The organism is Bacillus changyiensis (assembly GCF_027706145.1).
GTDB classification, from domain to species: domain Bacteria; phylum Bacillota; class Bacilli; order Bacillales; family Bacillaceae; genus Bacillus; species Bacillus changyiensis.
In genome coordinates, this window is the sequence record NZ_JAQFWW010000002.1 from 320,937 (window position 1) to 345,696 (window position 24,760).

The 24,760-nt window shown below is 38.4% G+C and carries 21 protein-coding genes and 1 tRNA gene; 3 read left to right on the forward strand and 19 right to left on the reverse strand.

The features are described from left to right. Nucleotides 1-7: 7 nt before the first annotated feature. From PDT38_RS08915 to PDT38_RS08965, 11 genes are all read right to left on the reverse strand, one after another. Entirely contained in the window at nt 8-1,564 is a 1,557-nt protein-coding gene (locus PDT38_RS08915) for an MATE family efflux transporter (RefSeq protein ID WP_270800651.1), read from the reverse strand. A 3-nt stretch (nt 1,565-1,567) separates the two neighbouring features. After that, entirely contained in the window at nt 1,568-2,581 is a 1,014-nt protein-coding gene (locus tag PDT38_RS08920; RefSeq protein ID WP_270800652.1) for a glycosyltransferase, read from the reverse strand. Beyond that, entirely contained in the window at nt 2,578-3,657 is a 1,080-nt protein-coding gene (locus tag PDT38_RS08925; RefSeq protein WP_270800653.1) for a polysaccharide pyruvyl transferase family protein, read from the reverse strand. The genes PDT38_RS08920 and PDT38_RS08925 overlap by 4 nt, the downstream gene beginning before the upstream one ends. A gap of 11 nt (nt 3,658-3,668) precedes the next feature. Beyond that, nucleotides 3,669-4,700, reverse strand: coding sequence for a glycosyltransferase family 2 protein (locus PDT38_RS08930; protein ID WP_270800655.1), 1,032 nt, complete (start codon nt 4,698-4,700; stop codon nt 3,669-3,671). 25 nt (nt 4,701-4,725) lie between these two features. Continuing rightward, a complete protein-coding gene (locus PDT38_RS08935) occupies nt 4,726-5,829 on the reverse strand; it encodes an EpsG family protein (protein WP_270800657.1) in 1,104 nt (367 codons plus the stop codon). A 1-nt stretch (nt 5,830) separates the two neighbouring features. Continuing rightward, complete coding sequence (locus PDT38_RS08940) at nt 5,831-6,988, reverse strand: glycosyltransferase family 1 protein (RefSeq protein ID WP_270800659.1); 1,158 nt, start codon at nt 6,986-6,988, stop codon at nt 5,831-5,833. Next, nucleotides 6,981-7,823, reverse strand: coding sequence for a glycosyltransferase family 2 protein (locus PDT38_RS08945; RefSeq protein ID WP_270800661.1), 843 nt, complete (start codon nt 7,821-7,823; stop codon nt 6,981-6,983). Before PDT38_RS08945 ends, PDT38_RS08940 begins: the two co-directional genes overlap by 8 nt. Then, on the reverse strand, nt 7,820-8,971 hold the full coding sequence (locus tag PDT38_RS08950) for a glycosyltransferase family 4 protein (RefSeq protein WP_270800662.1): 1,152 nt from the start codon (nt 8,969-8,971) through the stop codon (nt 7,820-7,822). Before PDT38_RS08950 ends, PDT38_RS08945 begins: the two co-directional genes overlap by 4 nt. Before the next feature lie 10 nt (nt 8,972-8,981). Next, on the reverse strand, nt 8,982-10,799 hold the full coding sequence (locus PDT38_RS08955; protein ID WP_270800664.1) for a polysaccharide biosynthesis protein: 1,818 nt from the start codon (nt 10,797-10,799) through the stop codon (nt 8,982-8,984). A 250-nt stretch (nt 10,800-11,049) separates the two neighbouring features. Beyond that, complete coding sequence (locus PDT38_RS08960; protein WP_270800666.1) at nt 11,050-11,739, reverse strand: CpsD/CapB family tyrosine-protein kinase; 690 nt, start codon at nt 11,737-11,739, stop codon at nt 11,050-11,052. Continuing rightward, nucleotides 11,729-12,481 carry a YveK family protein gene (locus PDT38_RS08965; RefSeq protein ID WP_270800668.1) on the reverse strand — a complete coding sequence of 251 codons (753 nt, stop codon included), beginning with the start codon at nt 12,479-12,481 and terminating at the stop codon, nt 11,729-11,731. The genes PDT38_RS08960 and PDT38_RS08965 overlap by 11 nt, the downstream gene beginning before the upstream one ends. A gap of 234 nt (nt 12,482-12,715) precedes the next feature. Here PDT38_RS08965 and slrR point away from each other — a divergent pair, with 234 nt between their 5' ends. Together slrR and PDT38_RS08975 are read left to right on the forward strand one after the other, a co-directional pair. Continuing rightward, a complete protein-coding gene (gene slrR, locus PDT38_RS08970) occupies nt 12,716-13,174 on the forward strand; it encodes an HTH-type transcriptional regulator SlrR (RefSeq protein ID WP_270801704.1) in 459 nt (152 codons plus the stop codon). 195 nt (nt 13,175-13,369) lie between these two features. Beyond that, nucleotides 13,370-13,897 carry an NAD(P)H-dependent oxidoreductase gene (locus tag PDT38_RS08975; protein ID WP_270800670.1) on the forward strand — a complete coding sequence of 176 codons (528 nt, stop codon included), beginning with the start codon at nt 13,370-13,372 and terminating at the stop codon, nt 13,895-13,897. 38 nt (nt 13,898-13,935) lie between these two features. Here the strand turns inward: PDT38_RS08975 and arcC are convergent, their stop codons facing one another. From arcC to PDT38_RS09005, 6 genes are all read right to left on the reverse strand, one after another. Further along, nucleotides 13,936-14,880 carry a carbamate kinase gene (gene arcC / locus PDT38_RS08980; RefSeq protein WP_270801707.1) on the reverse strand — a complete coding sequence of 315 codons (945 nt, stop codon included), beginning with the start codon at nt 14,878-14,880 and terminating at the stop codon, nt 13,936-13,938. Between the two features lie 16 nt (nt 14,881-14,896). Beyond that, nucleotides 14,897-16,297, reverse strand: coding sequence for an arginine-ornithine antiporter (gene arcD, locus PDT38_RS08985; RefSeq protein WP_270800671.1), 1,401 nt, complete (start codon nt 16,295-16,297; stop codon nt 14,897-14,899). 79 nt (nt 16,298-16,376) lie between these two features. After that, the gene (argF, locus tag PDT38_RS08990; protein ID WP_270800673.1) at nt 16,377-17,369 is read right to left on the reverse strand and encodes an ornithine carbamoyltransferase; all 993 of its coding nucleotides are present in this window, start codon (nt 17,367-17,369) and stop codon (nt 16,377-16,379) included. A 48-nt stretch (nt 17,370-17,417) separates the two neighbouring features. Beyond that, nucleotides 17,418-18,650: an arginine deiminase gene (gene arcA / locus PDT38_RS08995; RefSeq protein WP_270800674.1), complete on the reverse strand. Its 1,233-nt coding sequence runs from the start codon at nt 18,648-18,650 to the stop codon at nt 17,418-17,420. Between the two features lie 645 nt (nt 18,651-19,295). Continuing rightward, on the reverse strand, nt 19,296-20,657 hold the full coding sequence (locus tag PDT38_RS09000; protein ID WP_270800676.1) for a Kelch repeat-containing protein: 1,362 nt from the start codon (nt 20,655-20,657) through the stop codon (nt 19,296-19,298). Between the two features lie 437 nt (nt 20,658-21,094). Next, nucleotides 21,095-21,170 (reverse strand) — tRNA-Arg (locus tag PDT38_RS09005). A 252-nt stretch (nt 21,171-21,422) separates the two neighbouring features. Here PDT38_RS09005 and clpP point away from each other — a divergent pair. Then, complete coding sequence (gene clpP / locus PDT38_RS09010; protein ID WP_270800677.1) at nt 21,423-22,019, forward strand: ATP-dependent Clp endopeptidase proteolytic subunit ClpP; 597 nt, start codon at nt 21,423-21,425, stop codon at nt 22,017-22,019. A 39-nt stretch (nt 22,020-22,058) separates the two neighbouring features. Here clpP and PDT38_RS09015 read toward each other — a convergent pair whose 3' ends face one another. Both PDT38_RS09015 and PDT38_RS09020 read right to left on the reverse strand, forming a co-directional pair. Further along, a complete protein-coding gene (locus PDT38_RS09015) occupies nt 22,059-24,002 on the reverse strand; it encodes an FtsX-like permease family protein (RefSeq protein ID WP_270800679.1) in 1,944 nt (647 codons plus the stop codon). After that, a complete protein-coding gene (locus PDT38_RS09020) occupies nt 23,977-24,756 on the reverse strand; it encodes an ABC transporter ATP-binding protein (protein ID WP_270800681.1) in 780 nt (259 codons plus the stop codon). The genes PDT38_RS09015 and PDT38_RS09020 overlap by 26 nt, the downstream gene beginning before the upstream one ends. Between the last annotated feature and the right edge of the window lie 4 nt (nt 24,757-24,760).

Below are 24,760 nucleotides of genomic sequence, written 5' to 3' on the forward strand. Positions count from 1 at the left end.
CTTTCTGCTATTTAAAAAAACCTTTCTGAAAAGGAACTGATGCCGAAGACCAAAGCTTTTGCAACCAAACGAAGATCTCCTGCCGCTCTTCTTTTGTACAAATGACACCATACACAAACAATATATACGCAACGGAAACGATCAATGCCGTTAACAATAGAGTAAACATGCTGTTAACCGTAAAAAAGAATTCGATTGTGTAACAAATAGCTAAAGCAAATGAAGCTCCAGCAAGCGGTGCATATATCCCTTTATAGAAAACTCGTTTTCTCTCACCCGTTATTTTTGATGTATAGATCGGGGTAAAAAACACGTTTTTCAACATTAAAGCAATAGCGCCACTAATAGCTATCCCATAGAGCCCAAGACCCGCAGGACCGCTCAAGACAATGGCGAGTAACAAATTGACAACACCGAATGCTACCGTTGCCAGTGCCGGGGTTCTCAGTTTGTTGTAAGATGTAAAAATGTAAAACAGCGGGGACGGACTTAAACAAAGAACTAAATAGCCGGCATGTATCAATAAAAGCCATTTTAGATGCTCAAATGATGGGCCAAGCCAGATGGTCAAAAATGGTCCAGCCAAGCCACCTAGCAGTGCTGCTGGCAAAGCGAGCACCATTCCGTTAAATCTGACGGCCTGATTGGCATAACGGACAAGCCCCTCTTTGTTACCCTTTGAATAATAGAGCGTAATCGTCGGCGAGAATACGGCAGCAAGTGTACTTGACAGTGTCCGTAATAACAGTGGAAACTGAATAATCGCCGCATACCTCCCAGACTCTGACACGCCCAACATGACATTGGCCACCATCAAATCAATCTGCAAAAATAATAGAATCCCAACTTGGTTAACTGAGCTCCACCCTCCTAAGCGGAGCAGTTTTTTACATTTTGTTAAAGACATATCCTTCATACGAAACGTATACCAAGGTATCAACTTTTTAAAGAAAAAAATCGACAACATACATGCTGAAGCAACAGCGATCAATGTTGCAAACTGAATATACCAAATTCTCGGTGTGAACCATGAAAATATGCAGACAACACATAATACGCGAACCATCATTTGCACAGCTTGGATTGTGCTTGTAATATAAATTTTATTAGCAAAAAATGGTCCAGCGGAAAAACCAGACATAAAAAAAGTTAACAAAAAGAGTAGCGCCCCAATGATTAATGCAATTTGTACATCTCCTAAGAGAGCAGCAGGGACTTGAATGATCTGATCGACAAACCCGATCATCGCTAAAATTGGCAAAAGCAATATCAGTGAAAGGATAAAAGATGAAATCATAAAAGTATTCATATATCCTCTCGCTTCATCAAACTCCCCTCTGTGGGCCGAAACGGAAAAAAATCTGACGACAACCGCACTGAGGGCAACCGTTATTACCGAAAAATAGTTGATCATATTTTGCGTTAACGTAACAAATCCAAATGCTTCAACCCCGAGGTGTTGAATAACAAACGGAGTCAGCCACATTGAGAAAAGCACGGATAATAAAAACGACACCATATTGGCGCCTAGGTTTAAGACAAATTTCTTATTCAAGAGGCTCATCCCTTACTGGGCAATTTTTCGTTTAAAAAAGAATTCAAGCATAATCGGAACATTTAGTTTGCATAACAATAAAACAAGCCGTTGGCCGGATAAAAGCTTGTCATTCTGAATAGACGTCTTTTTCAATGACGACTGTACCATCGGATAAGTCAAAATTTCTTTAATATGGCGTCGTATTTGTTTTGAAGGCTTCTGTCCAGCACAGGCGTTGGCGATTAACATTGGAATTTGATGCTTGCAGATGTAGGTTTGCAAGTCTTCCTCACATTCCTCTACCAACTGGAATGTCTCATAAAATCGTTTTTTCGCACGGTACTGTCTGATCAGGTTTTCATCCATATACGGTTTATAAGGAACCTCTGTTAAGCTTTGCGGATTCCATCTGTACATGTAATAACCTGCATCAATCGCCTTGACCCGTTTTGCTGCATAGAAAGCATACAGATTAAATGGTGAATCCTCAGCAAAACGAATATCCTCACAAAAATAGAGCTCATTGTCGCGCAAAAGCTCACGTCTGTATAAGTTACGCCAAACATACCAGATAAACTGGGTTTCATGAGCTCTTTTCAGTTCTTGCTTTAAGTCTTGTCTCAACAATACGCGATCTTTCGGTAAAGTCGGTGGAAAATACTGACCACCTTTGTCCGAATGTTTATAATAGCCGCACATCACGATATCGAGATCATCTTGTTTCGCAGTGATGTACATCTCGTTAAACATCACATCAGCAACAAAATCATCACCATCAACAAAACCGATATAATCTCCTGTAGCCGCTTTAAGACCGGCATTTCTGGCTGAGCTGAGCCCGCCATTTTTCTTATGGATCACTTTGACTCTTTTGTCCTTCTCACAGTACTGCCTAGCGATTTCCCCGGATCGATCTGGAGAACCGTCATCAACAAGAATGATCTCAATATTTTTTAATGTCTGTTTGAGCAATGAATCGACACATTCTTCAATGTAATTCTCGACATTGTACATCGGTACAATAATGCTGACAAACGGCTTCATTCAGCATCACCTAAAATCTTTCGTTTCAAATCTGTAAAATAATGCTCCCTTGACGGGATTTCTTCATGATTTGAATCGTTTTTCATCAGTTCATTAATCGCATTGATCACTTCTGATGTTTCTGGATTTTCGACCATTTTGATATTGGGGTTTTCTTTTAACCAGCTAAACCCTTCAAGTACTTTATGATCAAAGGAACGGATGACAACACATGGCGTACCTGTAATAGCACAAAAAATCATGCCATGCAGTCTGTCAGTAATGACAACCTCTGCATTTCTCAGCTTATCCCAGAGTTTATTCAGCTCCTTTTCGCGCGAAAAGCGGCTGACTCTTTTTCCGATCGTCGTTGTAAAGGTTGACATCTCACGATATTCAGCACGAATGACTGTTTGCAATAGTTGGCGCTCTTCCTTTTTAAGAAAACTCTCTTTATCATCTCTTAAACAAACTAATACACCCGTTCTCTCACATTGTTGCTCTTTCTTTAAATACAGAACCATATCAGGTTGCTTGATGATGGTTTTGTTCGGAAAATGCTTCTCCATAAACTGATAAGTTGTCTCATCACGTGCCATCAACAATAGCTGTGGGTGAGCATTGTATATTTTTTGCGCTCTTTTTAATTCTTTTTGGCCTTTACGTGTTTGTGAAAAGTGGGCAGTAGCAGGCAGCTGTACAATTTTATAATGCTTAAACTTCTTCATAATAAAGCGCCGCGTCCATTCTTCATTTCTATACAAATCACCCATATTTCCACCGCCGATGATAAATACCATATCCTCTGGATGGCGGATACGACGCAATGCTTTTGCATGTTTATAAATATCATTAATCGCAATCTCAATAATTTCAAAATCAGGAAACTCTGTTTCTGCAAATGTTTTGCTTGCCAATGCAATGGCATGGTCTCCTAAATTATCATGAGAAGGGATTAATGTCAGAATGATTTTCTTCTTGTCTTTATACTGATCAAAACGATTTAAACCAGGTGTCCCCATCATATATTCAGACGGATATTTCACTTTTAACAAAAGCCATTCCACAAGATTGATTTTTAATTCGTTAAAGCTCATTTTTTCACCGCCTATTTCTTCATTCTGTACTCTATCATTTTTTGATAAATCGCTGCGAACCCATATACAGCTGGGGTGAATCGCAACCGTATCAGCATCAGAAGCAACCTTTTCTTCGCATCAAAAGTTGTCGGTTGGATTGTTGGAATCTTCCTTCTGAATTCTGTGCAGGCACAAATACGGCTAACATTTTTATATTTTTCTGTCAAAGGGCTTTTGTTTTGACTTTTACACTCATTCAAAATACTGTTGCAACCATGATTGATCATAAAAACTTGCAGTGCTTCATGAAAAGGTGATAGTTTTCCATGCTTTGTCAAACAATCAAAGTTTGCTTCATAAAGAGTCAATCCGTTTTGAAACAGCCCTTTCTGATACTTTTGGACAATCGATGATAAATGAACTCTGTAATGGTAGAGTGGTTTTGTTACAAATGTCACATGATTCGCAAACAGCAAGCATCTAAAACTGAAATATTGATCTTCAATATTTTCCAATTCATCCCTCAGTGGAAATGTGAGGTGATGTCGCTTAATTAAGTCTCTACTGTAAAGCTTATTCCAGGAAAAACCGCTAACCTTACCTTTCAACAAATCAGCAATTAATTCAGCTGTTGGTTTTTTCTCATATGCTTTTCCAACTTCCGGATAGACTGTTTTATTTGTATCCTCAATTTCAACAGCATAATCACATAGGACAAGGTCGGCTTCGCCTAGCTTGGCTTTCTCATACATCGCTTCGCAATAATCCGGTTCAATCCAGTCGTCGGAATCAATAAAAGCGACGTATTCACCTGAGGCCGCCTCTATTCCTTTATTCCGCACAGCACCTAAACCTTGATTTTCCTGAACGATTATTTTTATTCGGCTGTCTTTTTTAGCAAAATCATCGATAATCTTTTGACTTCCGTCAGTCGAACCGTCATTCACAATGATTATTTCAATATTTTTCAAAGTCTGATTGAGCAAAGACTGTAAACAGTTCGGCAAAAAAGCTTCTGTATTATATACTGCGACCAGTAAACTAACTGCTGGGTTTTCCACTAAGATTACTCCTTTGTCGACATTTTTAACGTTCAAAAATGGTTCGGTATGGTAGCACTGCAGAATCAAATGGTATGAGACTAAAACTGTAAAAGAAATAACAGATCACAATTAAAACATATAAAAGCGCATTCGACTTCGGTTCATATATTCGAACAAAATAAGGAACGAGAATCATTTGAAAAAGTCCAAAATAGATATTGAATCTTGCAAAAATCACATCCTTTGTCGCTAATAAACCGAACAAAAAGCCGATGAGACAAAGGTTGACAATATAATCAATCTCAGGCCAGCGTTGCCGCAATTGATGTCTGGAGAAAAAAGCGAGCAAAAGCGGCAGGAAAAGAACAGCAATTTTAATGATATTCATCCCATTTGAACCTTTCGACAGCCAATCTTCATAGTGTCCGTATGAACTGTTCTCCAGAACGACAAGAAACACCGAGAGAAATTTTTGATACAAAAATGTTCCCCCTAGAAATAAAAAAGTGAGACACCAGAGAACTGGTGACCACGCTTTTCTTCTGACAACGAAATAGATCGGAATCATAATTAAAGCTGACGAATGAAACAGTGAACAAATTAGGACAATGACTGTGTATCTCAGGAAGTTGCCGTTAATAATATAACGGACTGCCCAAAACAGGATCGCTGCCACCATATACTGACGAATTCCATTGAATGATGCATAGTAGTGAAACATCCCAATAAACAAAAACATACTTAATTCAAATGGTCTTCCGTAATCATAAAGCGTCTTAACAATGAAAATATATGTAATACAAGCTACAGAGGCAAACATGATTTGCGGATCAGCGGTTATTTTGTTCAAGATCCATAAAAACGCAGTAAATCCAGGATCTGTTGTTGCTTTAGCTGAACCGAAACCAAAAATATCCCAAATACTTTCGTGTTTACCCGCCAATTCATAAAGCAACATATACGTATGATAGTCTGTACCGACTTTGTATCTGAGTCCGGCAACAATTATTAAGGAAGCCAGCGGTACAACGGCTAAAAGCGGATTCGGCCGATAGCCTGTTGGCACTGATAAATCTTCTCTTCCATACATTTTTGCAAACCATGACCAAACAAAAACGACACCTAAATTCACGATATATATAGTCATATTATTGTCCTTCTGCACCAGAAATCGAATAAATATTCATAAGTCTTGTTAAGTTGGCCTTCGCATCATAGCCTCTATTTGTTAGTGTTTCTTGAATCTTTGACCATGCCGGCCTTTCCTTGTCACTAGCATGGTTTATTTCTTCGACCCAGCGTTCTACTCCTGCTTCAAGACTGATGTGGCTCACTAACCCAAGATCTAAATCTGTTTCCTGAGTGATTCTGTCTGAGATGACACAAGGGAGACCTGAAGCCTGTGCTTCAACGAGAACAAGCGGGAGTCCTTCAAAAAAAGATGGCATCACAAATACATCAAATGTCTGCATGAGAGCAGGTATGTCTTCAACAACGCCGAGAAAAATGATTTCGTTTGTTAATCCAAGATTACGGACTTTTTCTTCTATCTGTTGACGCAGTGGTCCATCACCCGCAAACACAAGCTGAAAGGGTCTACCTGCCTTCTTTAAACAAACTGCGAGTTCAAGCAAAAAAGTGTGATTTTTTTGTTCATAAAAGCGACCAACATGTCCGATAATCAATGAATCTTCTTGAATAGCAAACTTCTTTTTAATATCCGTCTTAATACAGTCGTTCGCCTCTTTGAACTGTTGAAGATCAATCCCGTTTTGTAAAAGATGCACTCCGTTTCCATCCATCTTTTTTTTACCGAATAAAAAACTTCCTGCTTCTTCACCACAAGCACATAGTGCTGTTGAACATGCAAGAATGAGACGACGAAACACATGCAGCTGTATCGTATCCAAAAAACGCGGATTCGGCTTCCATGCTGTGTTGTGGGAATGGCAAATACGAACCGGAACACCGGCAAGTTTGGCAGCCAAAGCTGCAAAACCGGTCTGAAAATCGGTATGAGCATGAACAGCCGAAAATGGGCCTTTCTCAATTAAAATATTCTTCATGTTTTTAATGTAAGCCCTGATCCCTGCTTGACCAATGCTTGGCACAAAAAATACGCGGCCCCCAAGGGAAATGATTTCCGGATCATAATCACACGTCTCTTCCCGATGGGATATAAAGTCAAATTGAACATGGCGCCGATCTGTGTGACGATACATATTCATAATCATCGTTTCTGCTCCGCCGCGGTTCATTCCACTGACGATGTGAAGCACCCGTTTTGGTCTCCCGCTGTCATTCATGTTTTACGACCCCTCCACCTTGATTCATCAATCTCTTTTTATGATATTTGTTCATGATAAAATGAGGTATGAACCCTCTGATAATCGGCTTCATCATATATACATAGTGATAGAGCGGCAATTTTAGTCGTCTACAAGCCTGAAAGACTAGTAGAGCATTATCAATCGAATAGCTGAACTTCCGTCGTTTAAATGCTGATTCATCTTCCCTTACTTTATATAAAGCTTCTTGGAGATTATAACCCCTAAATCCAGCTTCAAAAAATCGGATCCACAAGTCGATATCTTCCATTCTCCTTGTCCTTCGGCATACACGGTAACCTTTCAGTTTCTGATAAGCTTCCGCTCTCATCATAATCGTCGCATGGCAAAAAGGTGTTCCTTTTGCCATAATGGCTGGACTTGGTGAAGAAGGCAACGTCCTGACACCTCTGATCCCATTTTCATCAAAAGCAATCATTCCACTTCCGACAACTTGATAATGGGGTTGCGACTCCAGAAATGCGACTTGTTTTTCAAAACGTTTGGCTAATGAAAGATCATCACCATCTTGACGTGCAATGTATGTTCCATCTGCATACTTGAGACAGTGATTTAACGAAGCCGCAAGCCGCATGTTTTTTTTATTTCGGATCAGCTTAATCTTGTCCCGATATTGGTCAGCATACCGACTGGCAATTTGATATGTTTGATCTGTTGAAGCATCATCACAAATGATCAATTCCCAGTTCCGATAGGTTTGCTTCAAAACGGATTCAATGCTTTCAGCAAGCGTGTCTTCACAATTGAAGACCCCCATAATCACAGAAACCTTTGGTTTTTGTCTGCCTGTCATCCTTCCAGCCTCCTCTTTGCAGTTGTTTCTTCATTCATGAAAGACGTGTAGATATGGGCCATCTCTTTTACTGTACATGACTCAGAAAAGATTGCCGCTGTGCTTCGTCCAGCTTCCCCCATTTGTTTCCGCAATTGAAGAGAATGATAGAGACTCAAAAGCCGATCGCTAAAAAGTTTAGTATCTCCTTGTGAAATAAGAAAACCGTTTACTCCTTCTTCAATCACTTCACGATGACCACGGTTGTCTGTTGCTACAGCCGGTTTTCCAGCTGCCATGCCTTCCAGCAGATTCATCCCAAGACCTTCCCTAATACTTGAAGCAACAGATACATCAGCAAGTTTGATCCATTCATGAATCTCTTTTTGAAATCCTGCAAACAGAACGTGTGAAGCGATTCCTTTTTGTTCTGTCAAGCGGCGGTATTCTTCTTCCATCAGTCCTTTTCCGGCCAAGACAAGCTTTATATTTGGCATATCTCTATGCAACCGTGCAACTGTTTCAATTAAAAACGCTTGGTTTTTGTTAGGATTCAATTCTGCTGGATAGATGAGAATAAAATCGTTGTCTTTAAGGTTATATTTCTGTCTAAGCCGGGCTTTTTCTTCTTCATCAACTGGCTGAAACTGCGTGGTATTTACTCCAATACCATGTATTTTTTCGGTTCGCATCTTTTTTCGCAAAGCTTTTCCAAGCTGATAATCTTCTTCATTGATTGTAATCAGACAGTCAGTCAAAAAAGACAGCACTTTTTCAATCGGGTAGTATAACAGCCAATTTTTTAATGGTGCACCTTGGCAAAAATGAAAACCATGGGCGGTATAAATTACTTTTGTCCCCCGTCTTCTTTGTTTGCGGGCAGCAAGACGAGCCAAAACCCCGCCCATTGGTGTATGACAATGGATAATGTCGTAGTGATTCTCATTGATAATACGCAGCAGATCGCGATATGCCGTTATATTGTTAGGATGAAAAGGAGAGCGCTCAATTGCAATATCAAATTTTCGATCGACAAAGGGAAGAGAGATATTGCCTTGAGCTGCCACATGAACATTCCAGCCCTGATCTTTAAACCATTTTAAATATGGTAGATGAAACGCTTTAAAATGATAGTCTACTGTTGCGCAAAACAAAACTGTTTTTGTCATGCTCATCCCCCTAGTGCGCTGTCACCAATTTTTTCTCTTGATGTCCAATTGCTCTGAATAAACGCTCTCTTAGCTCATGTTCTGGAAAATCCATGAATTCTTCCATAAATGTCTTTAAAGTCGTCCATTCAATGTCTATCGCCTTACCAATATGGATTTTTGGAAAAACTTGTTCCGCTAGAATTTCATTTTGATTCAATAGTTCTTCATACATTTTTTCACCAGGTCGAATACCCGTAAATTCTATTTTGATCTGATCTATCGTATAACCTGACAACTGAATGAGATTTTTGGCAAGATCAACAATTTTAACTGGTTCTCCCATATCAAGCACAAAAATCTGTCTACCTTTTGCAAGGGCCCCAGCTTGAATAACCAGTCTTGAAGCTTCTGGAATGGTCATAAAATAGCGGGTCATATCTTGGTGTGTGACCGTTACTGGACCACCTTTGGCAATTTGCTTTTTAAATATTGGAATAACGCTTCCCCTGCTTCCGAGAACATTTCCAAATCGAACAGCGACAAACTTGGTATTGCTTGTTTTACCAAGATTCATAATCAACATTTCGGCAAATCGTTTTGTCGCTCCCATAATATTGGCAGGATTAACTGCTTTATCTGAGGAGATCAATACAAATGTTTCCACTCCGTTTTCATCAGCAGCTTCCGCGACATTCCTAGTACCGAGAATATTATTTTTGATGGCTTCCCGCGGACATTTTTCCATTAATGGAACATGCTTATGTGCAGCTGCATGATAAATAACATTCGGTCTATAACGTTCCATTAGTAAAAACATTTTCTTTCTATCTTGAATATCTGCAATTTCTGGATAATAGTTTATATTTTTCCCAAACTTATCTTGCAGTTCAAGTAAAATGGAATGAATGCTGTTTTCACCATGGCCAACGAGAATAATGGATTTGGGTTTAAATTTGCTAATTTGCCGACAGATTTCCGAACCAATTGAACCACCCGCTCCTGTAACAAGGACGACACGGTCTTTAACAGTATTCGAAATTTCGCTCGTATCAAGCTGAACGGGCTCTCTTCCAAGAAGATCCTCTGCTTTGACATCACGGAGTTGACCAACAGACTGTCTACCAAGCAAAATCTCATCAATTTTTGGCATGATTTGCGTTTTTACTCCCGTTTTCGCACAAGCTTTGTACATCTCTTGAAGTTGAGCAACGCTCAAGGACGGAATAGCAATAATGATCATATCGATATTCAATTGTTTGACGGCCTGCGTAATCTTTTCCTTTCCACCAAAAACGGGAACCCCCATGATTTCAAGCCGATGTTTCGTTGTATCATCATCAATAAAGGCAACTGGTTCAATATCCAATTCGTGTTTCTGTAATAACTGCTTAACAATCAAACTACCGGCTGCTCCTGCCCCAATGATCAGCGCTCTAGTCGCTTCCTTGTTTCGTTTGTTCACGTGTTCCCTGATGATTCTCCACATCATCCGCGACCCACCAATTAACATAAGTTGGAAAATCCAACTTACACATAAAAGGCGGACCGGCACGTTTTGAAAGATACATAGCTCAATAATAGCTGTTACGAGATGTGATAAAGTGATCGATTTTAATAAAACGTATAATTCCCCAACACTGGCATATTCCCACACTTTTTTATAAAGATGAAAACAATGAGCAAATACATGCTGTCCAAACAATAAAATAAATGAGGTGACCAGTATCATTTCAGAAGGATATAATGCATATGATGGCAAAATTAACTGGTATCCAATAAAAATAGACAGCAAAATCAAATATGAATCGAGTGCGGTTATCATGGATAGTCTTCTTCGATATGTCATTTAACTAACCTCCTATGTATCTTTCTAGCTAATAGGATCTTTCTAGCAAAATCCCATAAGCTAAAAAGATACGATCATTGGGTACCCGATGTTAGAAAGCACATGGATAAAGAGGGCATCTAACCCTTCCTCACGCTCCACCAACGACGACTTGCATCTAAGGCGGCCAAATAAAACTACCCACAGTAGAGCCGAGTGCCTCTATTGATAAAGGTAAAGAGACATCACCATTCGTGCTTGTCCAGTTGCACTATTTATAGCTATTATATTGGCGAGCTTTCTTCACTTTCCGTCCATTTAATACAGCTCCCAATAGCTCACTTTTAGAAGAGCTTAAAATCTCTCTTGATTTGAGCGCATTGTCCAACTTTGTCTTTCCACTTAAGATGACAAGAATACTTCCATCAACATAATTTGCCAAAATTTGTGTATCAGCAACTGGCAAAAGTGGAGGAGAATCTAAAAGCACAAGATCATATTGCTCGTTCGCCTCTTTTAATAGTTCTTCCATTGCCTGTGAGGAAAGAAGCTCTGCTGGGTTTGGCGGAATTGGACCGCTTGTTAATATATCGAGATTTTCCGCCTCACTATGCTGTACAACATGGTCTAAACAAGATTTCCCCATCAAGATATTTGTTACACCAAATCGATTATCAAGATGAAAAATTTTATGGGTTGCAGGTTTTCTTAAATCAGCATCGATAAGCAAAACCTTTTTCTCCTGTTGTGAGAAAACAACTGCCAAATTAGCAGCAGAAAACGATTTCCCTTCCCCTGGTAGCCCTGAAGTGATGAGCAATGATCTGAAAGGCTTTTCAAAAGAAGAGAATTCAATGTTTGTCCGAATTGTCCGATATTGTTCAACAATTGGCGAATGAGGCTGATGTAAAGCGACAAGTGCTGAATCATATTCTCGAGAACGCTTTTTTCTATGACCCAAAAGGCTCACTCCTTCCCGATTTCATACGCATGTTCGAATTGTGATCATCGCCGAAACCGCTGTTATTATTTTTCAATTGTTCTATACTTCCTAAATAAATGAAGCCGGCTTCTTTCTCAACTTGTGAAGGCCTTGCCACCGTATCATCGATAAAGTCAAGGAAAAACGCTAAGGCAATACCAGTCATCAATGCAGCTCCAAATGACAGTAATATATTCAATTTATAGTTTGGTTTAACTGGAGTTGGTGCTTCAACAACATCTGCTTTTGAAAGAACGGTGATCCGATCGGTTTTCATAATTTGTTTAATCTCTTTTTTTAGGACAGCTGTTAGCGTGTTCGCAATTTCAGCCGCTTTTTTCTGGTTTTCATCCTGAACCGAGATATTAATAATCTCTGACTCACTTTCAGTGCTTGTCATAATTTTCCCACTTAAACTGCCAATTGATTCTTTTAAATCAAGTTCATCCCTTACCCGTTCCAAGATGACAGGGTTTTTCATAAGCGCTTGGAACGTCCTCGTATACTGAAGGTTGATTTGAATATCACTAAACGTGGCATTCCCCTTTTTCTCGCCCACTTGGTGTACTAATATTTGGGTTGAAGCCTGATAGATTGGTGTCAGCATAAAGAACTGAATAATTCCGCTAATTAATGTTACACCTATTGTCAAAACAAGAATAAGAACGGTTCTTTTTCTTAATATTGCAACCAATTCTCTAAAGTTGAAATTTTCTTTCATGACTGCCTCCTCAGGAAAATGCCGCTTGTTAATGATTGGATTATAAAAGAAATTAATCGGCTTGAAAAATGCTGAAATATGCGATATGGTTCTCTTTAACGAACAAAATCGTTCGTTTCCTTTCATTTTCTGTTCCTATCTTACATTTTTGAATTTTATAAAGAACGATTTATTTCTTATAATGAACAAGAAAGCGTTTAAATTCGACTAGCAGGGGGAAGGGGGAGGATGAGCATGATTGGCAAAGTGATTCGAATGTACCGAAAAAGAAACGGATACTCCATAAACCAGCTTGCTGATATAGCAGGCGTCTCAAAATCTTATTTAAGTAAAATTGAACGTGGGGTCCACAAAAACCCTTCTATCGAGTTTCTCAAAAAAATTTCTCGAGCGCTTAAAATAGATTTAAAAGAACTGTTTGATACTGAGGTGATTCTTTATAAGCGGTCTGAACATGAAGATGAATGGAGAACCCATCTATTGCAGGCCGTTCAAGCCGGAATGAATCAGGAAGAACTGTTCCAATTTACACATCGACTCAAACAAAAAAGAAAAGAGCGAATTCTTTATCGGAGTAGAGAACTTACCCAAACAAATATTGGTGAGTGGAGATCATTAATGAATGAAGCAAAAGAACTAGGACTAACTATTCAAGAAGTAAAACATTTTCTACATAAAACAAAAAACACATAATAACACTACTCAAAAAAACGATTAATTCTAGTCTTTAACGCAACTGCGGATAAAGACTTTTTATTTCTGGGTATATATAATTGAAGAAACTCGACAAAACCTCTCCACCTCTAACCTTTTAAATAGAAGCTTTTTTATTGAATCCATCACACTGCATGATTTAAAATTGGATAAAATGGAAAGTAGGTGATCGAAGTGAACATATTGGTATCTGCCTATCACCCTCATATGGAACAGTCTGTTGTTAACAAATATTTTAAAGATAAGTTGAAAGACGAACCTTATATCACTTTTCGTGACATGTATAAAGAATACCCAGACGAGATCATTGATGTAGAAAAAGAACAACGGCTTTGTGAAGAACATGACAGACTTGTCTTTCAATTCCCTCTTTATTGGTACAGTTCTCCACCACTCTTAAAAAAATGGTTTGATCATGTCCTCCTTTACGATTGGGCATACGGAACAAACGGAACAGCACTTCGCGGCAAAGATTTTATGGTTGCTACTTCTACAGGGGGGCCTGCAGAAGTCTATCAAGCCGGAGGTTCCAATCATTATTCCATCAGTGAACTGTTAAAACCTTTTCAGGCTACAAGCAACTTTATTGGGACGAATTACCGACCACCATTTGTTTTTTTCAATACAAATACAGCCGGTGAAGAGCAATTAGCTCAAGGTGCGGAACAATACAGACAGCATATTTTCAAAACAGATTTTTGAAAAAAACCGGGTCTTTTACACGACCCGGTTCATTCGTCCTATGCCTCGATCACTGTTCCTTTTTTACCTTGTATGGCTTCATAAGCGTGCTCTAAAGAAGTAACGATTGATTTACGTTCATTTTTTGATTCTACAAATTGTAAGGCTGCTTTTACTTTTGGAAGCATACTCCCTGGTGGAAAATGCCCTTCTTCCATATATTGTTTTGCTTCCGCTGCCGAAATATGAGTTAATTTTTTTTCATTCTCTTTTCCAAAGTTAATTGCGATGTTTTCAACACCAGTTAAAATTAACAACATATCTGCATCTATCATTTCCGCTAATTTTTCGGATGCAAAATCTTTGTCAATGACGGCTTCGATCCCTTCAAGTTGATTCCCTTTTTGAGAGACTGGAATTCCACCACCACCGCCTGCAATAATAAGGTGATCCTTTGCCAACAAATCATTAATCGCTTCTTTTTCTAAAATATCAATCGGCTGAGGTGATGGAACGACACGACGATAACCACGGCCCGAATCTTCTATCATCTTATAACCATTTGTTTCTGCTAAGCGATCAGCCTCTTCTTTTGTAAAAAAAGAGCCAATGGGTTTTGTCGGATTTTCAAATGCTGGGTCATGGCTGTCCACAAGCACTTGGGTGACCAATGATACAACATTTTTCTTTATATTGTTTTCTTTTAATACCTCATAAATGGCGTTTTGTAACCAATAGCCAATCATTCCTTGGCTCATTGCACCACACGTATCAAGCGGCATAGCCGGAAGAGTCTCACTCTGACTCATTTGCTGCTGAAGCACAATATTTCCGACTTGCGGTCCATTTCCATGGGTAAGTACAAGTCGATGACCTTCTTTAATCAATTCTACAAGCTGTTTTGCGGTTTGAGAACAAGCTTGCTTTTGATCTTCTGCAGTTGCTCCATTCCCTGTTTGAATTGCATTTCCGCCTAGTGCTAAAACAATTGTTTTTGACACGATGTATCCTCCTTGATTTCTATATGCTGATATTTCCTGTTGACAACATAAAAATTGCGACTACTGCAGTGATGATAAAAATAACTGCCCATGTCATCTCCAGTCCATTAAATGCCTTCCGATTATTTTCTCTTTGAGCATAAGCATAGACGAAAATACCCAAAGAATATAAAACAGATGTCAGTACTAAATAACTAAGTCCAGCAGCATACAATAACCAAACCCCATAAATTGCTGCAATTAAACCAATGACAACATGCTTCGTTTCTTTTTTCTGTATACTATATTTCATCTGATAGAGGGCAGAAAATAAATATGGGATGAGAATGGTTGAGCTGGCCATTGAAAAAGCGAAATTATACGGCTCTTCTGAAACTAAAAATGTGAGCAAAAATATTTGAATCAATACATTTGTCATGATTAATGAGTTGACAGGTGCATTATTTTTGTTCTCTTTCGCAAACATTTTTGGAAGTATGCCATCTTTAGCAGCGATATATGGTAATTCTGCAGCGAGGAGTGTCCAGCCTAACCAAGCTCCAAGTACGGAAATCACTAATCCTAAATTAACAAGGGTTGCTCCCCATTTACCGACAACCTCTTCTAACACATAAGCCATTGACGGACTATTTAATCCAGCCAGTGCATCACGAGGCATAATGCCAATTGATAGCAGTGAAATGAGAACGTAAATGATTAATGTGGACAATAGACCAATGATTGTTGCTTTACCTACATCTCTTTTTTCTTTAGCGCGACTTGAGAGTACAACTGCACCTTCTATCCCAATAAATACCCATAATGTCACTAACATCGTACTTTTTGTCTGATTCAATACATCTGAAAAATCAAATCCTTTTTCACCCCAGAATTCAAAGGAAAATTGATCAATATTAAAAGCAAAAATTCCAAGAATAATAAACAGGAATATTGGAACCAATTTGGCAATGGTGACAACTAAGTTCACCAAGGCAGCTGATTGCACGCCTCGTAGTAATAAGAAATGGACGACCCATAAAAGAATTGAAGCACCAATAATCGATTGTACATTCCCACCATTAAAGACCGGAATGAAATAGCCGAGAGCACTAAATAGTAATGTGGCATATGCTACATTTCCCAGCCATGCAGATAACCAATAACCCCAAGCAGAATTAAAACCCCAATAATTTCCGAATCCAGCTTTAGCATAACTAAAAATTCCGCCTTCTAAATCCGGTCGTTTATTGGTTAAGTTTTGAAAAGAAAAACCTAAGGCAATCATTCCGATTCCCGTAATAATCCAGCCGATGATAATGGCACCTGCTCCGGCCCCACCCGCCATATCTGTTGCTATATTAAAAGCTCCTCCACCAATCATGGAGCCTACAACTAAAGCGATTAAGGCAGCTAACCCAAGTTTTTTTTCGTTTTCTGCCATGATATATGACCTCCCTTAATGAATATAAATGTCAGACTGCCTTTAGAGGCAGAACTGACATTTACAATTTCTCATGTTGTTATGAAAGTGTTGCTGCCATAACAGCTTTGATCGTATGCATCCGATTTTCAGCTTCATCAAAGACAACACTGTTTTTTGATTGAAAAACTTCATCAGTCACTTCCATTGCATCCAGCCCAAATTTTTCATGGATTTCTCTACCGACCTGTGTTTCTAAATCATGAAAGGCTGGTAAACAATGCATAAATAATGTATGGTCTTTTCCTGTCATATTCATCATTTGCTGATTGACTTGATATTTTTTCAACAAATCAATTCTTTCTTTAAATTGATCTTCTTCTCCCATAGAAACCCAAACATCTGTGTAGATCACATCTACATCTTTGACACCTTCGGCAACATCATCGGTTATCGTAATAGTGGCACCAGTTTCACGTGCTACACCCTTTGCATAGTCAACAAGTTCCTGATTCGGAAAAAGTTCTTTAGGACTAACAGCGCGGAAATCGATTCCCATTTTAGCCGAGCCTATCATGAGTGAGTTCCCCATGTTGTTCCTTGCATCACCAACATATGCAAACTTAATACCTTTCAGATAACCAAGCTTTTCTTTAATGGTCATAAAGTCAGCTAAAATTTGTGTTGGATGGAACATATCTGTTAACCCATTCCATACAGGAACACCTGCATACTTTGCTAAAGCCTCTACAGTTTCATGCTTAAACCCGCGGAATTCAATACCATCAAACATTCTCCCTAAGACGATGGCAGTATCACGATTCGATTCCTTTTTCCCAAATTGAATATCGCCTTTTCCTAAATATTCTGGATGTGCACCCAAATCGATACATGCTACTGTAAAAGCACAACGTGTCCGTGTTGAAGGTTTCTCAAATAATAGCGCAATGTTTTTTCCCGCCAACACTTGATGTGGAATACCTGCGTATTTTAATCGTTTAAATTCAATCGACTGCTCAATTAAAAAATCGATTTCCTGCGGTGTAAAATCCTTTAGAGTTAAAAAATGTCGGTTCTTTAAATTAAATGCCATCTTCCTAAACCTCCCAGATTTTGATAGTTACTACATTCATACAAAAAATTACAAATCATTTCGATAAAGCGGCATACTCATACAACGAGGACCTCCACGCCCACGTGCAAGCTCACTACTTAATACCTCAATCACTTCAACACCATGTTGTCGCATTAGGTCATTTGAGACATAGTTTCGGTCATAGGTGATGACCACTCCTGGAGAAATTGCCAATGTGTTGCTTCCATCATTCCATTGCTCCCGGGCCGCTGTAATACTATCACCACCACCACATGGAATTAAGGTGACTTCTTTTAAATTCAGCACTTCTTTTAATGTCTGAATGATATTTGAGCGGCGATGAATCGTTAACTCACCGTCGTTTTCTCCTCTTTCCAAAATAAATGTGTTCATTTCACCCTCAGGACCTAAAATTCCTGGATGAACAGTAAATTTATCATGGTCTACCATGGTAAATACGGTATCAAGGTGCATAAATGCACGTGATTTATGGATTTCGACAGCCACAATTTTTTTATAATGTTTATTTCCTGCAAATAATTTCAATGCTAAGCTTTCAATAGCCTGTGCAGTTGTTCTCGCACTAATACCGATAGCTACTGTATCATGACTAAGAACAAGCTCATCCCCACCTTCAATAGAGTAAGCACCTTCTCGATTAAACCAAAACGGAATATCATGAGCCGCAAACCGTGGGTGATGATTCATAATATACTTCATAAATAAAGACTCTCTTCTTCTCGCTCTTCTGTTCATTCTATTTAAAGACACGCCATTACCAATGATAGCTGCGGGATCGCGTGTAAAGTAGAGATTTGGCATAGGGTGTAAATAAAATGGTTCATGGTCATCTATCAGTTCATGCAAAAACTTCTTTGATTCATTAGGCAGTTCTGTTTTTCGAAGACCTTCCATCATCACCTTCACTAATCTATCCTTAGGCAAACTTGTTAAATATTCATTTATAATGTCAAATGATCCTGTTTCGTTTACCCTGCTTTCCACTAAAAAATCGTTGATCATCTGTTTTCGAACATCTTCTTTTGCTAATGATTCCGTGACAAGCGTATCTAAATAAACCACCTCAACCCCTCTATTTCTAAGAGCATTGGCAAAATAATCGTGTTCTTGCTGAATAGCCGGCAAATATGGGATATCATCAAACAACAGCACTTCTAATGTATCAGGTGTTAAATTTTCAAGTTCGCCACCTGGACGTTTAAGCAAAACTGTTTTTAATTCCCCAATTTCAGAAGTAACATTTAAAGGGTATTGCATTTTAACACTCCTTTTTTGGATTAAAATACATGGTGTTATGACATATTTTTTACATGCATTTTTGAAATATACATATTTAAATACAAAGGTTGGAAAAATAAAAAAGCATGAGCCCCGTTATATAGGAACTCATGCCTGAGAAACGTTTATTTGAAGATTTAGTTAGAAAACTGATGACTAAAGATCTTCTTCTTGTTTTGGTCAATAAAAAGCGAACATTTTTTCGTCTGAGAAACATGTAGGTCACAACTGTTGATACTTTCAATAGAGGTGGTTATGCCATATGACGGTGATCACTAATTCGACCCCTAACTATCAGTTAAGGACCACCTTTGTTTAAATTTGATGTTGAAGTGTTATTTCTATTAGTCTGGATATCAATTATAGAGAGGAATATGACAAAAAAGACAAGGGCGGCAGCTTGCCAAAACCCTTGTCTTTTTTATAAACGCGCTCGGAGGGATTCGAACCCCCGGCAGACGTGGTACCGGAAACCTAACCGAATTAAACTCGTTTGAGTATTCGTAACCTTTACGACAATTAACAATCCCAACTACATAATCAATAATAATCCCCTCAAAGTTAAAGTAGAGGCATTTTTGAACCGTCTACCTGATGGGGATACTTATTATAACGCTGGAAATCTTACTTATATTTGTTGACTTCAAACATTAAAATATTCTTAAACACAACATAATCCTTTTTGCTTTCAAATGGACCTTTATTGTTGTCATGTTCATCAATTGCATAAAAGCCTTTTCCTTCTCCTCGATCACGTGTTTCATACCATTTGATAAAGTCATTGACTTCCTTCATGGAAAGTTGATATTCCTTCTGCAGACCCCCAACCATTGTGATTACAAGAAGAGCGTCCCCGTCATCAGAAGGTTGCTTTTCATCAGTCGGCTTATCTTTGGCATCAGAAGGTTGCTTTTCATCGGTCGGCTTATCTTTGGCATCAGTGTTTTTATCTTTATCATTGCCACTTTCAGGAGATGTTGTGGTTTTATCATCTTTATCTCCTGTATTACTGTCTGGTTGAATACCTAAATCTTTTAATGAAAGTGCAATGGTTGTGTGGTAATTATCGTTTGCACCTTCACCATGTTCTATTGTTCCACCTATAAGGTAGAGAGTATCATCAACGATGACAGCCGAATGTCCCTTCCTTCCATAATTTGCTTGAGGAACTGGTATCCTCGTATTTGTTTCAGTTTTTGGATCATAAACAACAATTTGTTTAGCTTCTCCTGTCATTAAAATTTTTCCATTATACACAACAGACGAAGGTGCTTCTCTTATATATCCTCCCTTTTTCGCTGACCAGTTATCCTTAACTGGATCATACTCATACACTTCTTTCAACGAGTAATTATGCCCACTAAAAACATATAATTTATTATTTAATACAACTGAATTTCCTTTCCATACGTGATAAGGAAAATTTTGTCCCTTTTTTTCTTCCCATTTTTTTTCTTCAGTATCATAACTATAGGTATTTTTCTTCAAAGCTGGAATAGTCCCCAATGCAAAATCAAATCCAACTACATATATTTTCTTTCCAATCGCACCTACATATAAATACTCTGGACTATATGGTGATACAAAAGGAATATCCTCCATCTTTTCCCATGTGTCTGTTTTTGTATCATATACTTCTAGTGTGTTGACTCCAATCCCTTTTTCTGATCTTCCACCGAGCACATAAATTTTATGACCAATCGTAACGGTTTTTACACTAGATCTTAAAGTAGGCATATCAGCTTTTCTTGTCCATTCATTCGTTTTTGGATCATACATAAATGTTTGATTTTCACTAGATTTTTTAGTGCCTGCTCCCCCAATGATGTATACCTTCCCATCAACAACAGCACTACCTGCATTGATACGAGCTTCAGGCATTTTTGCTTTTTCTTCCCATTTTTTTACTTCAGCTGCACTTACTGTTTGAAACGACTGAGACATTGAAATGATCAATAACAAAAACATCATAAACCATTTTTTCAAAAAAACCACTCCTTCTTATAAGCAAATTTACTACTTAGCACATATCGGCAATAATACTAAAGTTTTTAATACATTATAAAAATTTTTATATTTTCAGCGAACTAAGAACTTTTTAAAAAGTTTTGGTATTGTTAATTTGAGTAGGATAAATAGAGGGTATTTTTAAAATTCGTTCTCAAAATAATTGAACTGAAAAATATGAGAGAGGTTGTGAAGAAATGGTTGATGTTCTGTGCATAGGTGAATAAAATGCGGGGTGAAAATCTCTGATGAGCATATGAGTTTGCCACATAAAAAAAACCTCGCAGATATTTATCCACGAGATTGCGTTTATTCGTTTTAGATGACGCAAACCAAATTATGGTCGGTCACATTTTTCTCTAGTTCGTTTCCGTTTGAACCATTCCGTACCACTGTACGGTCTAAAAGCATATAAACGCGCTCGGAGGGATTCGAACCCCCGGCAGACGTGGTACCGGAAACCACCGCTCTATCCAACTGAGCTACGAGCGCATAATCATAATTTAAACGTCAGCAATTTATATTATAAAGGGTGTTCCTTAAAAAGTCAATTCATAATTTACGTTGGTCAGTCATATGAAGAATAAACAACGTACCTTCACATATTTTACAGCTTCTGTTTGAAGTCCTTTGAAAATGGGAAAGATAAACCTTAGCAAAGAGATTGCTTTTTGTTTGACCTTTATTGACCAAAAATGTATGATTAAATTACATACTTACCTTTTAAGGTGAAGGAGGAGTATTATGAATTTAATACCTACAGTCATTGAACAGACGAATCGCGGGGAAAGGGCGTATGACATTTATTCTCGCTTATTGAAAGACCGTATCATCATGCTCGGATCGGCAATTGATGACAATGTTGCGAACTCCATTGTATCACAACTGTTGTTCCTTGAAGCGGAAGACCCTGAAAAAGATATTAGTATTTACATTAACAGTCCAGGCGGCTCGATTACAGCAGGTATGGCAATTTATGATACGATGCAGTTTATTAAGCCGCAAGTCTCTACGATCTGTACTGGAATGGCAGCATCCATGGGTGCATTCCTTTTGGCTGCTGGTGAAAAAGGCAAACGTTATGCCCTTCCAAACAGTGAAGTCATGATTCACCAACCGCTTGGCGGTGCTCAAGGGCAAGCAACTGAAATTGAAATTGCGGCAAAACGCATCCTGTCATTACGTGACAAGCTGAATAAGATTCTTGCTGAGCGTACAGGACAGCCACTTGAAGTGATTGAACGCGATACCGACCGTGATAACTTTAAAACAGCAGAAGAAGCAAAAGAATACGGCTTAATTGACAAAGTTTTGACACGCAATATTGATTCACAAAAGTAACATTGTAAGAGCTGCTGGATACCCAGCAGCTCTTTTTTGTTACATATCTATATTTCTTAATACAGCCTTCTCATAAATTTTTCTTGTTAGTAGAAAGTAAACTGCTTGAAAGGCAAAATAGATGCCAATGACGATGACAGCACTGAACAATAGGTTGGAGTTGAGCATATTGCTAAGCGCTTTATAGGCAAATCCGGCATGAATCGTTCCGACAACAAACGGAATAAAAAACAAAAAGCCCATTTGTTTTTCTAGAATTGCGCGGATTTCTTTTTTTGTCATTCCAATTCTTCGTAATGCAAATACTTGAATTCTCGTATCTTCAATTTCAGTAAAGAGCCGCAAGTACATCAAGCTTCCTTGAACAACGAAAAATACAAGACTGATAAACAACCCGATAAACAGTGTCAATGATGTTGCCTGCTTCATAATCTGATAGCCAGGTGCTCTTACTTGAAAAGAATTTTTCAGCTTTTTCGGTACCATGTTTTCCAGTTTTTTTGACACTTGAACTTCATTTTCCCAGTTATGAAGCTCATAGCCGATGACTCTTGTCTGTTTATTTAAAGGTACATGTTTAGCCTGCTCAACATATGTGTTCTGATCAACAATAACTAATTTACTTGCGTTACCCATACTAAAAAGGACACCTTGATTGCGCTCTTTCCCCATTGTTAATGCAAGTCTTTTCCCAGCTATGGTGTTGATTGTTGCCTTCTCTCCAGATTCAAAAAGCGGACGGCCCATACTGAACGGATAACTAATGAATGCTTCTCCTTTTTTTAAATGTGCAAGCGGAAGATTCTTTTTCTTCGCTGCTTTATTAAAGGATTCTTCCGAAATCATCAACCCATTAGTTTCCACTCTATTTCTCATTACAGAGTCTTTCGCTTGAAATGAAACGGGAAGACCCGTTACTTCAATCTGATAGGAAATCTCAGCTTTGGCATCTTTAAGTGCTGTTTCAACCTCATCAGGTTTGATCACATGATATGTTGAGGCATCTTTTTCAACCCAGCCAATAGCCTGCGGAGTACTGGTTTCCCCCTGTTTTTGCAAATCAGCATAAAACATATAAATGACTCCTGTCGCCGTTAAAATGACGGCTGTGATAATAGAAGTCAAAAACAGCATCCGCGCATAATCCTTCAAGTGAAACATAATATTGGAACGTGTGATAAGGTTCGTTCCCCTGTAAAAGCTTGTTTTATGCTTATACAAATTCCGAAAAATTGCCACACTGCTTTGCGTAAATAGAAAATATGTTCCAATTAAGACAAGAATTAAAATGGGAAATACACGAAAAATAATATCGATAATGCTAGCCGTTGCTGCAAGCGTATAACAACCTGCCAGACAAATAAGCGAAAGTGCAGTCAGCCATTTGGAATAGACAGGCATATCTTTTGGCTGTTTTGCCGCTTTCAACAGATCAATGATTTCCAGTTTACGGATCCTTGTTAAGGATAAAATGGTCAATGTTTGAAACAGAATGATAAAACCAACTGCGGTAATGATCAAAGCTTTTGGCACAACCGTAAACGAAATGGGTGCTTTTACATCCATCATGGCTGTCATCGCCATGAAAAACAGCTTAGAAAATAACAGACCAATACCAATTCCTGTTGCAATTGAAAGAACAGAAATAATCGTCTGTTCATAGTAAATCATTTTCCTTAATTGGCGCTTTGATGTTCCAAATAAACTTAATAAACCAAATTCTTTTTTTCTTGCCTGTAAAAAGGCGGAATTCGAGTACAATATGAAAAAGATCGCAAAGACAATAATGATCACTTCAGCAGCATAAAGACATATTTTTACGGTTTCTCCTCCGTAGATTTTATCCTCTGTTACATCAGGATGATAAATAAATGAGGAAAAGATAAAAAACACGGACACTGTAAAGACACAGCTTAAAAAATAAGCTAAATATCGCTGAAGATTTCCCTGAACATTTTTACGAGCGATAACTTTCATGTTCATGAAAATCACCTCCCAAAACACTTAACGTGTCAAGGATGCTCTGATAAAAATCTTGTCTGTTTGAGCCTTTGCGAATTTCCGAGAAAAATTTTCCGTCTTTAATAAAAATAATTCGTTCGCAGAAACTTGCAGAAGTCGGATCATGGGTGACCATCAAAATTGTCGCATGTTTTTCACGATTCAGTTTTGTCAGGGAGTCCATGACTTGTTTAGCAGATTTTGAATCAAGGTTTCCTGTCGGTTCATCCGCTAGAATAAGAGCAGGTTCATGAATCATCGCACGGGCACATGCCGCTCTTTGTTGCTGACCACCGGAAACTTCATATGTACGGTGGTCAAGAATATGATCAATCTCCAGTGTTTTCGCCAAATCAAGAAGTTTTGACTCCATTTCTTTCGGTCGCACCTTATCAAGAGCAAGCGGCAACAGAATATTTTCGCGAATTGTCAATGTTTCAAGCAGGTTAAAATCTTGAAAGATAAAGCCGAGCTCACGCCTCCGAAATAACGCCAGCTTTTGATCTTTTAATTTAGCAGGGTTTGTTCCATTAATAATTAAATCTCCATTTGTCGGCTGATCAATTGTTGCGAGAAGGTTGAGAAGTGTCGTTTTTCCACTGCCTGAAGGCCCCATTACCCCGACAAACTCGCCTTGTTCAACCGAGATATTAAAATTATTTAAAGCATCGTGTGAAAAACCGCCTTTTTTAGAAAAATATGTTTTAGATAAGTGTTTAGTTTCAAGTACGTTCATTGGT

Coding starts and splice junctions, on each gene's coding strand:
- PDT38_RS08950 (WP_270800662.1), bottom strand. CDS start 8,971: ATGACAAAAACAGTTTTGTTTTGCGCAACAGTAGACTATCATTTTAAA.
- arcA (WP_270800674.1), bottom strand. CDS start 18,650: ATGCAATACCCTTTAAATGTTACTTCTGAAATTGGGGAATTAAAAACA.
- PDT38_RS09020 (WP_270800681.1), bottom strand. CDS start 24,756: ATGAACGTACTTGAAACTAAACACTTATCTAAAACATATTTTTCTAAA.
- argF (WP_270800673.1), bottom strand. CDS start 17,369: ATGGCATTTAATTTAAAGAACCGACATTTTTTAACTCTAAAGGATTTT.
- PDT38_RS09015 (WP_270800679.1), bottom strand. CDS start 24,002: ATGAACATGAAAGTTATCGCTCGTAAAAATGTTCAGGGAAATCTTCAG.
- clpP (WP_270800677.1), top strand. CDS start 21,423: ATGAATTTAATACCTACAGTCATTGAACAGACGAATCGCGGGGAAAGG.
- slrR (WP_270801704.1), top strand. CDS start 12,716: ATGATTGGCAAAGTGATTCGAATGTACCGAAAAAGAAACGGATACTCC.
- PDT38_RS08915 (WP_270800651.1), bottom strand. CDS start 1,564: ATGAGCCTCTTGAATAAGAAATTTGTCTTAAACCTAGGCGCCAATATG.
- PDT38_RS08965 (WP_270800668.1), bottom strand. CDS start 12,481: ATGAAAGAAAATTTCAACTTTAGAGAATTGGTTGCAATATTAAGAAAA.
- PDT38_RS08920 (WP_270800652.1), bottom strand. CDS start 2,581: ATGAAGCCGTTTGTCAGCATTATTGTACCGATGTACAATGTCGAGAAT.
- arcD (WP_270800671.1), bottom strand. CDS start 16,297: ATGGCAGAAAACGAAAAAAAACTTGGGTTAGCTGCCTTAATCGCTTTA.
- PDT38_RS08925 (WP_270800653.1), bottom strand. CDS start 3,657: ATGAGCTTTAACGAATTAAAAATCAATCTTGTGGAATGGCTTTTGTTA.
- PDT38_RS08940 (WP_270800659.1), bottom strand. CDS start 6,988: ATGAATGACAGCGGGAGACCAAAACGGGTGCTTCACATCGTCAGTGGA.
- PDT38_RS08945 (WP_270800661.1), bottom strand. CDS start 7,823: ATGACAGGCAGACAAAAACCAAAGGTTTCTGTGATTATGGGGGTCTTC.
- PDT38_RS08935 (WP_270800657.1), bottom strand. CDS start 5,829: ATGACTATATATATCGTGAATTTAGGTGTCGTTTTTGTTTGGTCATGG.
- PDT38_RS08955 (WP_270800664.1), bottom strand. CDS start 10,799: ATGACATATCGAAGAAGACTATCCATGATAACCGCACTCGATTCATAT.